The sequence below is a fragment of the Hoeflea sp. YIM 152468 genome (assembly GCF_029210485.1).
Lineage (GTDB): Bacteria > Pseudomonadota > Alphaproteobacteria > Rhizobiales > Rhizobiaceae > Hoeflea.
Map to the genome: position 1 here is coordinate 67,888 of NZ_JARGET010000028.1, position 12,286 is coordinate 80,173.

A 12,286-nucleotide genomic window follows, 5' to 3' on the forward strand; every position below is an offset into this window, starting at 1 on the left:
CATGGCCGGGGAGACAGACGTGGCAGAGATTTCGAAGGCAACCGGCAATGACGGCTCGGGCTACATGCTTTACCATTCGATCGGGCAGTATCCGGGCAAGGTGACGGACATGGCTGCGGCCCTGTCGGCTTTTGCCACATGCTGGGGCACGCCCAATGACGAGCAATGGGGCTATGCCCTGGGTCAGCGGCAGCGCTTCATCGATCTGTGGAGCCAGTTGCTCAAGGCACCGTCGGCGTCACTGACGACCACGGAGAATGTGACATCGGCGCTGGCTGCGCTGATTATGGCGCTGCCACGGGAGGATCTTGAGGGCCGGGTGGTGCTGGTGGCGGGCGACTGTTTCCCCAGCCTGCATTTCCTGCTCACGGGGCTCGCCGACAGATATGGGTTCACGCTGCGCACCGTGCCGTTGCGCGATGGCGCAAGCTGGGTTGAGGACGAGGACGTTGTGGCCGCCTGGGGCCCCGAGGTCGGCCTGGCCTTGCTGACCTGGGTCAGCTCCACCTCCTCGCACCGCTGTGATCTGACGGCGCTGATGGCGCACGGACGCAAGCAGGGCTCGGTGATCGGCGTTGATATCACCCAGGCTGCGGGCCTGTTTGATTATGACTGCATGGCAGTGGCCGCGGACTTCTCGATTTCGACCAGCCTGAAGTGGATGTGCGGATCTCCCGGCGGCGGCATTCTCCAGGTGATGCCGGATGTGATCGCCAGATGTCAGCCGGGCTTGCGTGGCTGGTTCAGCCAGGACGATATTTTTTCGTGGGACATCAATGCCTTTTCCTACGCGCCCGACATTCGCCGGTTTGACAACGGCACGCCATCGGTGGTCGCCTGTGTGGCCTCGGTGCCGGCGCTCGAATGGCATGCCGCACAGGACTGGACCAAACAGCTTGAGAAAAACCGTGCGCTCAGCGACATGATCATCGCCGCTGCCGACGAGGCCGGCTTCACGCTGGCCTCGCCACGTGACCCGGCACAAAGGGGCGGCAGCGTCATGGTCCGTCTGTCCGATAGCGACCAGGCGCAGGCCTTGCTCGAGCGGTTGCGGGCCGCGGCAGTGTTTGCTGACGCGCGCGGACCGATTCTGCGCTGTTCGCCCGGCTTCATGACCACCGAAGCCGGTGTGAGGCGGCTGACATCTGCCTTGGCAGGCGACATCTAACACAAGATCGTCAGAGCCTGAAAACAGGCTTTTCCTGCCCGTCTGCCCAACCGCAAACAATATGCACAGATTGCAATCCGAGTTTATCGTGACATATAAATTTTATGCTTGAAATATCTTCTCTGGAGCGTAGAGTTGTCATCACTTGGAGAAAACCGGAGGCGCGGAAATGAGAGTCGTTTGTTTGGGTGGCGGGCCGGCCGGTCTCTATTTCGCGATCTCCATGAAGTTGCGCGATCCTGCGCACGAAGTGGTGGTGATCGAGCGCAACAAACCAGACGACACCTTCGGTTGGGGCGTTGTGCTTTCGGATGAAACGCTGGTCAACCTGGCGGAAAACGACGCCGCAAGCGCCGCCGCGATCCGCGAGCATTTCGCCTATTGGGACGACGTCGCTGTCCACTTCAAGGGGACCAAAACGGTCTCTACCGGGCATGGATTTTGCGGCATTGGCCGCAAGCAGTTGCTGTTGCTGCTGCAGGCGCGAGCCAGGGAGGTTGGCGTCGAATTGCGGTTCGAGACCAACGCGACCAGCACCGCCGACTACGCCAAGGAATTCGACCTGGTGGTGGCCGCCGATGGTTTGAACTCGCGCACGCGAACCGAGTTTGCCGATGCGTTCCAGCCCGAAGTCGATGTGCGCAAATGCCAGTTCGTCTGGCTTGGCACGCACCAGAAATTCGACGACGCGTTCACCTTCATCTTCGAGGAGACCGACAAGGGCTGGCTGTGGGCGCATGCCTATCAGTTCGATGACGAGACGGCGACATTCATCGTCGAGTGCACCCAGGAAACCTTCGACGCCTATGGCTTTGGCGAGAAAAGCCAGCAGGAAACCATCGCAATCTGCGAAAAAGTGTTCGCCAGGCATCTGGGCGGTCACAGCCTGATGACCAACGCCAACCACATCCGCGGTTCGGCCTGGATCAGGTTTCCCCGGGTGCTGTGTGCGCGCTGGAGCCACGAGAATATCGTGCTGATGGGTGATGCGGCGGCAACCGCGCATTTCTCCATCGGATCGGGCACCAAGCTGGCGCTCGAAAGCGCCATCGCGCTGGCCGATTATCTGCATTCCGAGCCGACCATGCCGAAGGCTTTTGAAAAATATGAGGAAGATCGCCGGCTTGAAGTGCTGCGGCTGCAGTCGGCAGCCCGCAACTCGATGGAGTGGTTCGAGGAAGTCGAGCGCTATTTCCACCTCGACCCGGTGCAGTTCAACTATTCGCTGCTGACCCGCTCGCAGCGGATCAGCCACGAAAACCTTCGCATGCGCGACGCCGAATGGCTGGAAGATGCCGAACGCTGGTTCCAGATCCAGGCGCAGGTGTCGGCGCAGGCGCCTGTGCGGCGGCCGATGTTTGCCCCTTACAAATTGCGCGAGATGGAACTCAAGAACCGCATCGTCGTGTCGCCGATGGCGCAGTACAAGGCCGTCGACGGCTGTCCGACCGACTGGCACCTGGTTCATTATGGCGAACGGGCCAAGGGCGGTGCCGGTCTGGTCTATACCGAAATGACCTGTGTCTCGCCGGAAGGCCGGATTACACCTGGATGCCCGGGACTTTACACGGCGGAGCAGGAGGCGGCGTGGCGACGGATCGTTGATTTCATCCACAGCGAGAGCGAGGCCAAGGTCTGCATGCAGATCGGTCATTCGGGCGCCAAGGGATCGACCCAGCTGGGTTGGGAGATCATGGATGCGCCGCTCAAGGATGGAAACTGGCCATTGCTGTCGGCTTCCGATGTGGCCTGGTCGTCCGCCAACCAGACGCCCAAGGCAATGACGCGTGCCGATATGGACATGGTCCGCGATCAGTTCGTCAAGTCAGCCGAAATGGCTGAGCGTGCCGGTTTCGACATGGTCGAGCTGCACATGGCGCACGGCTATCTATTGTCGTCTTTCATCACGCCGCTGACCAACACGCGTGGCGACGAGTATGGCGGCAGTCTGGAGAACCGGATGCGGTTCCCGCTGGAAGTGTTTCACGCGGTGCGGGCGGTCTGGCCGCTCGCCAAGCCGATTTCGGTGCGCATCTCGGCCAGCGACTGGGTTGAAGGCGACGGCGTGACGCCGCAGGAAGCGGTTGAGATTGCGCTCATGCTCAAGCAGGCCGGCGTCGATATTTGCGACGTGTCCGCGGGGCAGACATCCAAGCTGGCCAGGCCGGTCTATGGCCGCATGTTCCAGACCCCGTTTGCCGACCGTATCCGCAACGAGGCGCATATGGCGACCATGGCGGTGGGCAATATTTACGAGCCGGACCATGTCAATTCGATCCTGATGGCGGGTCGGGCCGATCTCGTCTGTCTTGCCCGTCCGCATCTGGCCAATCCCTACTGGACGCTGCACGCAGCAAGTGCGCTGGGAGACCAGGCCGAGCACTGGCCTGATCCCTACCATCCGGGACGGGACCAGATGTGGCGGCTGGCGGAGCGCGCCGAGACCATGCTCGGAAAGGTCTGACCATGTCGGAGCTGATGGGTCACCATGCAATTGTCACCGGCGCCGGTTCGGGGGCCGGGGAGGCGATTGCGCTGGCGCTGGCGGACAAGGGCGCGCGGGTAACCGCAATTGGCCGGCGTCTGGCGCCACTGGAAGCCCTGGCGGCGCAGAATGACCGGATCGTCGCGGTCTCCGCCGATGTCACCGATGCCGCTGCAATGAGTGCCGCAATGGCACAGGCCGTGGCCAAGAACGGTGCGCCGACAATCGTCATCGCCAACGCCGGGTCGGCTGAAAGCGCACCGTTCCACCGAACGGACGCGGAGCTGTTCCGCTCGACGCTGGATGTGAATTTGACCGGTGTTTTCAACACTTTCCAGTCCGCATATCTGAAAATGGATCGGGCCAAGCCGGGGCGGCTGATCGCCATTGCTTCGACCGCTGGCCTGAAGGGCTATGCCTATGTCGGCGCCTATTGCGCGGCCAAGCACGGGGTCGTGGGCCTGGTGCGCAGCCTGGCGCAGGAACTGGCGCAGACCGGCGTTACCGTCAATGCCATCTGTCCGGGCTTTACCGACACGCCAATGCTTCACAGATCCATTGACAACATTGTGGAGAAAACCGGACGGTCGCGGGAGGAAGCCGAAGCTTCACTGCGGGACGTCAATCCGCAAGGGCGGTTCATTCAACCAGAAGAAATTGCCGAAACCGCGATCTGGCTTTGCAGCGATGCAGCGGCCTCTGTGACCGGTCAGGCAATATCGCTATCGGGGGGGGAGACATGAGCGAACATGCAGCATTGGTGCCGTCGGGCACACTCGAAGCGGGCGCGAAAGACGCAGCGTCATCGAAAGTCCGGTTGCGGCTTTGGCTCAAGCTTCTCAAGGCCACCAAACATGTCGAAGCCGAGTTGCGGGAGAACTTCCGCACCAACTTTGACACCACGTTGCCGCGCTTTGATGTGATGGCGGCGCTCTACCGGGTCGAGCCCGGCCTCAAGATGAGCCAGTTGTCGAGTGTGCTGCGGGTCTCCAACGGCAATGTCACCGGTATTGTTGATCGTCTGGTCGATGACGGCATTCTGGTGCGCGTTCCGGTGGACAATGACCGCCGCGCAACCACGGTGCGCCTGACAAAGGTCGGGCGCGAACAATTCGCACGAATGGCAGCAATGCACGAAGCCTGGATCGACACGCTTCTCGATGGCATCGATGTGGCCGAAGTCCAGCATCTGTCCGATCAGCTCGAGCATGTTGCCCACAAGACCACCAAGAACGAGGACTGAACCCATGGCGAGTGAAGCCCCCAGGAATTTTCGACTGACACTGACGGACGGGATTGCGGAAGTCTCGCTTGACCGGCCGGAACGAAAGAATCCTCTGACGTTTGAGAGCTATGCCGAGCTTCGCGACTGGTTTCGCGGATTGGTCTACCGGGAAGACGTCAAGGTGGTGATCTTCGGTTCGAACGGTGGCAATTTCAGCTCGGGTGGCGATGTCTTCGAGATCATCGGACCGCTGCTCGACAAGGACATGAAGGGCCTACTGGCGTTTACCCGCATGACCGGTGACCTGGTCAAGGCGATTGTGGGCTGCGGCAAGCCGGTGATTGCGGCTGTTGACGGTGTCTGCGTCGGGGCAGGCGCAATCATTGCGATGGCGAGCGATCTGCGGATCGCCACGCCCGAAGCCAAGACCGCGTTTTTGTTCAACCGGGTGGGGCTGGCCGGCTGTGACATGGGGGCTTGCGCCATCCTGCCGCGGATCATCGGCCAGGGCCGCGCTGCCGAGCTCTTGTACACCGGCCGCTCGATGAGCGCGGAAGAGGGCGAGCGCTGGGGCTTTTACAGCAGGGTTGTTGCGGCCGACGAGATCGACGCCGAAGCGCGCAAGCTTGCCAAACGGATCGCCGACGGGCCGACCTTTGCCAATATGATGACCAAGACCATGCTGGCACAGGAGTGGAACATGGGCATCGAACAGGCGATCGAGGCCGAGGCGCAGGCGCAGGCAATCTGCATGCAGACCCAGGATTTCCGCCGCGCCTATGATGCCTTCGCGGCCAAGCAGAAACCCGTCTTTGAGGGCAATTGATGGCCGACCGCAGTTTTCTACAGTGGCCGTTTTTTGATCAAGCGCATCGCGTCCTGGCGGACCGCATCGATGAATGGGCCGGTGGCGCGCTCGCCGGCCTTGACCATTCCGATGTCGATGAGACCTGCAAGGGGCTGGTCAAGCGGCTAGGCGAAGCAGGCTGGCTGACGCATTCGGCGGTCGATCCTGCTGACGAGGCTTCGCGTATCGATGTGCGCAGCCTGTGCATCTTGCGCGAGACGCTGGCGCGGCACGATGGCCTGGCTGATTTCGCGTTTGCCATGCAGGGGCTGGGCACCGGTGCCCTGTCGCTGTTCGGCACGCCCGAGCAGAAGACCGAATGGCTGACCTTGACCCGCGCCGGCAAGGCGTTGTCTGCCTTCGCACTGTCTGAACCGGCCTCGGGATCCGATGTGGCCAACATCGCCATGACAGCAAGCCGCGATGGCAATGACTATGTCCTCAATGGAGAGAAGACCTGGATCTCCAATGGCGGCATCGCCGATGTTTATACTGTGTTTGCGCGCACCGGTGAGGCGCCGGGCGCCAAGGGGTTGTCGGCCTTCGTCGTCGCCGCCGATACGCCGGGCCTCGAGATCGCCGAGCGGCTGGAAGTGGTCGCGCCGCATCCGCTGGCACGGCTGGCGTTCAGCGGTTGCCGGATTCCGGCCTCGGCGATGATCGGCAAACCCGGAGACGGTTTCCGCATCGCCATGTCGGTGCTTGACGTGTTCCGGTCGACTGTTGCTGCGGCCGCCCTGGGATTTGCCCGCCGGGCTCTCGACGAGAGTCTCACCCGCGTCAGCGAGCGGCAGCTCTTCGGCGCGCCGATGAGCGATCTGCAGATGGTGCAGGGACACATTGCCGATATGGCGCTTGATGTCGATGCCGCGGCACTGCTGGTCTACCGGGCGGCCTGGCTCAAGGATCAGGGCGCGCCGCGGGTGAGCCGTGAGGCGGCGATGGCCAAGCTTTATGCCACAGACCATGCTCAGGACGTGATCGACAAGGCGGTTCAACTGCACGGCGGAGATGGCGTGCGCAAGGGCCATATCGTGGAAAGTCTGTACCGCGAAATCCGCGCCCTGCGCATTTATGAAGGCGCGTCGGACGTCCAGAAAGTGGTGATCGCGCGGCAGACTTTGGCAAATTTCGGGGGAGCGTGAAATGTTGGGACCATCAGGGCATACAGATACGTTCACACGGGATAATCTGCCTCCAGCCGATCAGTGGCCGGAATTTTTGCTCGATGGATTTGAGTATCCCGACTGGCTCAATTGCGGCTATGAACTGACCGATGCGATGGTGGCCAGGGGCTTTGGCGACCATGTTGCGCTGATCGGCAATGGCCGGATCAGGACCTACAAGGAACTCACCGACTGGACCAACCGGATCGCGCATGCGCTGGTTGAGGATTATGGCGTCAAGCCAGGCAATCGCATCCTGGTCCGCTCGGCCAACAATCCGGCGATGGTGGCGGTCTGGCTGGCGGCCACCAAGGCGGGCGCCGTGGTGGTCAACACCATGCCGATGTTTCGTGCCGCTGAGCTAGGCAAGATCGCCGATAAGGCCGAAATCTCGCTGGCACTGTGCGACACGCGGCTGATGGACGAGATGGTGGCCTGCGCCAAGGATAACCGTTTCCTCGACAAGGTGGTTGGGTTTGACGGCACCGCCAATCATGACGCCGAACTCGATCGGCTGGCGCTGTCCAAGCCGGTGCGGTTCGAGACGGTCAAAACCGGGCGCGATGATGTCGCCCTGCTTGGCTTCACGTCGGGCACGACCGGCATGCCAAAGGCGACGATGCATTTTCATCGGGATATGCTGATTATCGCTGACGGCTATGCCCGGGAAGTCCTCGACGTCACCCCCGAAGACGTGTTCGTCGGCTCGCCACCTCTGGCCTTCACCTTCGGGCTTGGTGGTCTGGCGGTGTTCCCGCTGCGCTTTGGCGCCGCCGCCGCACTTCTTGAGCAGGCAACCCCGGCCAATATGGTCGAGATTATCCAGACCCACAAAGCGACCGTGTGCTTCACCGCACCCACCGCCTACCGCGCCATGCTGGCGGCGATGGACGAGGGGGCGGATTTGTCCTCGCTGCGCGCTGCGGTCTCGGCCGGCGAGACCTTGCCTGGACCGGTCTATGACCAGTGGATGATGAAAACCGGCAAGCCGATGCTGGATGGCATTGGCGCCACCGAGATGCTGCATATCTTCATCTCGAACAGGTTCGAAAATTCACGCGCGGCCTGCACCGGCCTACCGGTCAGCGGTTATCAGGCACGCATTGTCGACGACGCCATGAACGAAGTGCCACGGGGCACCATCGGTCGTCTGGCGGTGCGCGGTCCCACCGGTTGCCGCTATCTTGCCGACCCAGCGCAGCAGCAGAAATATGTGCGTGACGGCTGGAACCTGACTGGCGACTCGTTCGTCCAGGACGAGGACGGGTTCTTCCATTTTGCGGCGCGCAGCGACGACATGATCGTGTCTGCCGGCTACAACATCGCCGGTCCGGAAGTCGAGGCTGCGTTGCTGGCGCATGCGGATGTGGCCGAATGCGCCGTGATTGGTGTGCCGAACGAGGCGCGTGGCCAGATTGTGCAGGCGCATGTGGTGCTCAAATCAGGCATTGCTGCCGACGACATGACCATCAAACGCCTGCAGGATCACGTCAAGGCGGTGATCGCACCTTACAAGTATCCACGCTCGGTCGTGTTCACCGATGCTCTCCCCAAGACACAAACCGGCAAGATCCAGCGGTTCCGGCTGCGTCCGGACGATGCTGTCTGAACCACCCCACCTCCCAAGGTACTAACGAGGAATTTCATCATGATAGAAGCAATAACCCCATCGGACTGGGAAAAGCCCAAGGGGTACTCAAACGGCCTGCTGGTCGACGGTGAGCGGTTGTACATCGGCGGTCAGATCGGCTGGAACAAGGATCAGGTGTTCGAGCACCATGATTTCGTTGGCCAGCTGGAACAGACGTTGAACAACGTCGTGGCCATCGTGCGCGCGGCCGGTGGCGACGTGACGGACATTGTCCGCCTGACCTGGTTCATCACCGACAAGAAGGAATACATGGCCAACCAGAAAGAGGTCGGCGGGGCTTACCGCCGGGTTCTGGGACGCCATTTCCCCACCATGTCGGTTGTTGTCGTTGCCGGGCTGATCGAAGATGAAGCCTTGATCGAGATTGAAGCATCGGCGGAAATCGGGAAGTCGCAGAAGGAAGCGTAAGCCCATGACCACATTCGAAACACGCCGCGGCATGTTCGCGTTGCCGGACGGGATCACCTATCTCGACGGCAATTCGCTCGGGCCGCTGCCAAAGACGGCCGTCGAGCGCGCCCGCACGGCCATCGCGGATGAATGGGGTCCCATGCTGATCACCGGCTGGAACAAGGCGGGCTGGATGGACCTGCCGTCCCGGCTGGGTGACCGGATCGGCCGGCTGATCGGCGCGCCGGCCGGCAGCACCATGGTCGGCGATACGTTGTCGATCAAGGTCTATCAGGCGGTTGCATCTGCGGTGGAGCTGCGTCCCGAACGCAAGATCGTGTTGTCGGACAATGGCAATTTCCCCAGCGACCTGTACATGGCCGACGGGCTGCTCAGGAGCCTGAAACAGGGGCACGAACTCAAGATCGTCGATCCGGAAGCGGTGAGCGATCATATCAATGAGGATGTGGCGGCTGTCCTGCTGACCCAGGTCGACTACCGCACCGGACGGTTGCATGACATGAAGGCGATCACCGCCAAAGCCCACACCCACGGGGCAATCATGATCTGGGACCTGGCACATTCGGCCGGCGCACTGCCGGTCGATCTGACCGCATGCAATGTCGATATCGCTGTCGGCTGCACCTACAAATATCTCAATGGCGGTCCTGGCGCGCCGGGGTTTATCCATGTCCGGCCTGATCTGATCGACCAGGTCCGCCCGGCCCTGTCGGGCTGGCTCGGGCATGAGGCGCCGTTTGCCTTTGATCTTGATTACCGGCCAGGCCAGGGCATCAACCGGATGCGGGTCGGCACGCCGCCAGTCATCCAGATGGCGGTTCTGGATACCGCACTCGATGCCTTCGACGGCGTCGATATGAACGCGCTTCGCGCCCGTTCGATCGAACTGTCCGAACAGTTCATCGGTGAAGTCGAGGCCACCTGCAAACAGGTGGAACTTGCCAGTCCGCGCGATCCCCAGGCCCGCGGCTCGCAGGTCTCTTTCCGCTTTGTTGAAGGCTATGCCGCGATGCAGGCCTTGATCGCCCGCAGCATCATCGGCGATTTCCGGGCCCCCGACATCATGCGGTTCGGTTTCTGTCCGCTCTACAACACATCGCAGGATGTCAGCCATGCCGCGGCAGCCCTGTGCGACATCATCGCCACCGGCGAGTGGGATCAGCCGGCATTCAGAACCCGGAAAGCTGTCACATGAGCGAGAACAGCGACTACGATCCTGCGCAGGAAGGCGCGCAGATGGATTTTGACGGGCGCATGTCCTACGGCGACTATTTGTGCCTCGACCAGGTTCTGGGCGCGCAAAGACCACGCACCGATGCTCATGACGAAATGCTGTTCATCATTCAGCATCAGACGTCCGAATTGTGGATGAGACTGGTGATCCATGAGATCACCGCGGCGCGCGAGGCAATAAAGACTGATCAATTGCAGCCGGCGATGAAGACCCTGTCGCGCGTGTCGCGGATTTTCGAGCAGCTCAATTCCGCCTGGGATGTGCTGCGGACCATGACGCCGAGCGACTACACCCATTTCCGCCGCAAGCTGGGCCAGTCGTCAGGGTTTCAGTCCTACCAGTACCGCGCGATCGAATTTGCGCTCGGCAACCGCAATCACGCGATGCTGCGACCCCATGCTCATGTGCCCGGAGTTCTAGCCAAGCTCGAGGCTGAACTGGCCGAACCGAGCCTCTACGACGAAGCGATCCGGCTGGCCGCACGGCGCGGGATCGCCATGCCTGAAGACGTGCTTGGCCGTGACGTGCGCACCACCCACACGGTTCATGATGGGGTGACGCAGGGCTGGAAGCTCATCTATGAAGATCCGGAGAAATACTGGGCGCTCTACGAGGTGGCTGAGAAACTGGTGGATCTGGAAGATTATTTCCGCCGCTGGCGCTTCAACCACGTTACGACGGTGGAGCGGGTGATCGGACTCAAGCGCGGCACCGGCGGCACCGGCGGCACCAGCTATCTCAGGCGGATGCTTGATGTGGAGCTGTTCCCCGAATTGTGGCGGGTGCGCACCGAGCTGTAGGCACCACCCGACATATACTTTAGCCTTGAAATAACTATGTGGTTCGGTAATCATTAAATCCTATAGGAATGTGCGGGTTTTTGCCATCGACGATGGGTGGCCTGCGCAAAAAGCCGGCAAGCTGTGTTTTTGGGAGAGAACAGGTGGAGACACGCGCAGAAATCAGGTTGCCGACTTCAAAGTTGCGCGATGACCTGCCGTTTTTCACCAAGACGCTGAAAATGCGTCTCGACATGATTTATCCTGCTGACGATCCAGAGGTCGCCGTTTTGTCCGGTCACGGGCTCAGGGTTCGGATCCAGAAGGGAGCGCCTGAGGCGCCGGGCACGCTTCGAATCCTGAGCGAAGATCCCGATGGGTTTGCCAATGGCAAGCGTGAGCTTACCGCTCCCAATGGCACCCGCATCGAGATTGACGACCTCAATCCGCCGATCGTGATGCCGCAAACCGAGCATGCCTTTGTCGTGCGGCGGCTGGCGGATCAGGCGCCGTGGGTGATCGGCCGGGCGGGCATGGAGTACCGTGATCTGATTCCGACCCGGCTGGGAGGTGCGATGATTGCTTCTCACATCCGGGTGCCGGACGGCCCGGTTCCGGACATGGTGCATTTCCACAAGGTCGGCTTCCAGCTGATCTTCTGCATCAGAGGCTGGGTAGATGTGCTGTATGAAGACCAGGGCGGGGTGCGGCGGCTGACGGCCGGGGACTGTTTCATTCAGCCGCCGCAGATCCGTCACAAGGTGCTGCATGCCGCCGATGGCATTGAGGTCATCGAGATCGGCGTCCCGGCCGATCATGTGACCGAGATTGACCATGTGATGGAATTGCCGACGGCGCAGGAGCGGCCGGAACGCGAATGGGACGGCCAGCGCTTCGTTCACAATCTGGCCAGCGACGGGGTTTTCGAACCGTTCCGCATTCCCGGATTCGAGGCCCGCGACACGACCATCAACGCAAATACCAAGGGCGTTGCCTCGGTGATGGTGGCACGGCCCTCCGGCCCCCGCAATCCGGTCTGGACCAGACACGAGGGCGATATCCTGTTCACCTTCGTGATGTCGGGAACCATGGTGCTGGAAGGTGAAGGCAAGGAGCCGTACCGTCTTGAAAAAGGCGATGCCTTTGTCATTCCGCCACGGATGGCAACGCGCTACAGTGAGCCGAGCCATGACCTTGAATTGCTGGAAGTCTCGCTTCCCGGTTCGTTTCAGACCAACGTTGTGGAGAATATCTGAGCGCTTTTGAATGGCAGCCCGCGGGGCGCTCATCTAGCATCGGGCATAATAATGAATTGGGAGC

Annotated in this window: 11 protein-coding genes; all 11 read left to right on the forward strand. The window is 61.3% G+C overall.

The genetic code is table 11. The features are described 5' to 3' along the window. The first annotated feature begins 19 nt into the window (after positions 1-19). The 11 genes from PZ897_RS14930 (at position 20) to PZ897_RS14980 (ending at position 12,222) form a co-directional block, all read left to right on the forward strand. Complete coding sequence (locus tag PZ897_RS14930) at positions 20-1,168, forward strand: aminotransferase class V-fold PLP-dependent enzyme (protein WP_275753300.1); 1,149 nt, start codon at positions 20-22, stop codon at positions 1,166-1,168. A 169-nt stretch (positions 1,169-1,337) separates the two neighbouring features. After that, complete coding sequence (locus PZ897_RS14935) at positions 1,338-3,632, forward strand: bifunctional salicylyl-CoA 5-hydroxylase/oxidoreductase (RefSeq protein ID WP_275753301.1); 2,295 nt, start codon at positions 1,338-1,340, stop codon at positions 3,630-3,632. 2 nt (positions 3,633-3,634) lie between these two features. Continuing rightward, positions 3,635-4,396 carry an SDR family NAD(P)-dependent oxidoreductase gene (locus PZ897_RS14940; RefSeq protein ID WP_275753302.1) on the forward strand — a complete coding sequence of 254 codons (762 nt, stop codon included), beginning with the start codon at positions 3,635-3,637 and terminating at the stop codon, positions 4,394-4,396. Further along, positions 4,393-4,896, forward strand: coding sequence for a MarR family transcriptional regulator (locus PZ897_RS14945; protein ID WP_275753303.1), 504 nt, complete (start codon positions 4,393-4,395; stop codon positions 4,894-4,896). Before PZ897_RS14940 ends, PZ897_RS14945 begins: the two co-directional genes overlap by 4 nt. Before the next feature lie 4 nt (positions 4,897-4,900). Further along, complete coding sequence (locus PZ897_RS14950) at positions 4,901-5,704, forward strand: enoyl-CoA hydratase family protein (protein ID WP_275753304.1); 804 nt, start codon at positions 4,901-4,903, stop codon at positions 5,702-5,704. Then, the gene (locus PZ897_RS14955; protein WP_275753305.1) at positions 5,704-6,870 is read left to right on the forward strand and encodes an acyl-CoA dehydrogenase family protein; all 1,167 of its coding nucleotides are present in this window, start codon (positions 5,704-5,706) and stop codon (positions 6,868-6,870) included. The genes PZ897_RS14950 and PZ897_RS14955 overlap by 1 nt, the downstream gene beginning before the upstream one ends. A gap of 1 nt (position 6,871) precedes the next feature. Then, complete coding sequence (locus tag PZ897_RS14960) at positions 6,872-8,500, forward strand: AMP-binding protein (protein ID WP_275753306.1); 1,629 nt, start codon at positions 6,872-6,874, stop codon at positions 8,498-8,500. 39 nt (positions 8,501-8,539) lie between these two features. After that, positions 8,540-8,950 carry a RidA family protein gene (locus PZ897_RS14965; protein ID WP_275753307.1) on the forward strand — a complete coding sequence of 137 codons (411 nt, stop codon included), beginning with the start codon at positions 8,540-8,542 and terminating at the stop codon, positions 8,948-8,950. A gap of 4 nt (positions 8,951-8,954) precedes the next feature. After that, complete coding sequence (gene kynU, locus PZ897_RS14970; protein WP_275753308.1) at positions 8,955-10,148, forward strand: kynureninase; 1,194 nt, start codon at positions 8,955-8,957, stop codon at positions 10,146-10,148. Continuing rightward, positions 10,145-10,987, forward strand: a complete 843-nt coding sequence (gene kynA, locus PZ897_RS14975) for a tryptophan 2,3-dioxygenase (RefSeq protein ID WP_275753309.1) — start codon at positions 10,145-10,147, stop codon at positions 10,985-10,987. The genes kynU and kynA overlap by 4 nt, the downstream gene beginning before the upstream one ends. 143 nt (positions 10,988-11,130) lie before the next feature. Next, a complete protein-coding gene (locus tag PZ897_RS14980; protein ID WP_275753310.1) occupies positions 11,131-12,222 on the forward strand; it encodes a cupin domain-containing protein in 1,092 nt (363 codons plus the stop codon). Positions 12,223-12,286 lie beyond the last annotated feature (64 nt).

Bases quoted from the DNA above. Each gene is read 5' to 3' on its own strand.
- PZ897_RS14935 (WP_275753301.1), top strand. From the start codon at position 1,338: ATGAGAGTCGTTTGTTTGGGTGGCGGGCCGGCCGGTCTCTATTTCGCG.
- PZ897_RS14940 (WP_275753302.1), top strand. From the start codon at position 3,635: ATGTCGGAGCTGATGGGTCACCATGCAATTGTCACCGGCGCCGGTTCG.
- PZ897_RS14945 (WP_275753303.1), top strand. From the start codon at position 4,393: ATGAGCGAACATGCAGCATTGGTGCCGTCGGGCACACTCGAAGCGGGC.
- PZ897_RS14950 (WP_275753304.1), top strand. From the start codon at position 4,901: ATGGCGAGTGAAGCCCCCAGGAATTTTCGACTGACACTGACGGACGGG.
- PZ897_RS14955 (WP_275753305.1), top strand. From the start codon at position 5,704: ATGGCCGACCGCAGTTTTCTACAGTGGCCGTTTTTTGATCAAGCGCAT.
- PZ897_RS14960 (WP_275753306.1), top strand. From the start codon at position 6,872: ATGTTGGGACCATCAGGGCATACAGATACGTTCACACGGGATAATCTG.
- PZ897_RS14965 (WP_275753307.1), top strand. From the start codon at position 8,540: ATGATAGAAGCAATAACCCCATCGGACTGGGAAAAGCCCAAGGGGTAC.
- kynU (WP_275753308.1), top strand. From the start codon at position 8,955: ATGACCACATTCGAAACACGCCGCGGCATGTTCGCGTTGCCGGACGGG.
- kynA (WP_275753309.1), top strand. From the start codon at position 10,145: ATGAGCGAGAACAGCGACTACGATCCTGCGCAGGAAGGCGCGCAGATG.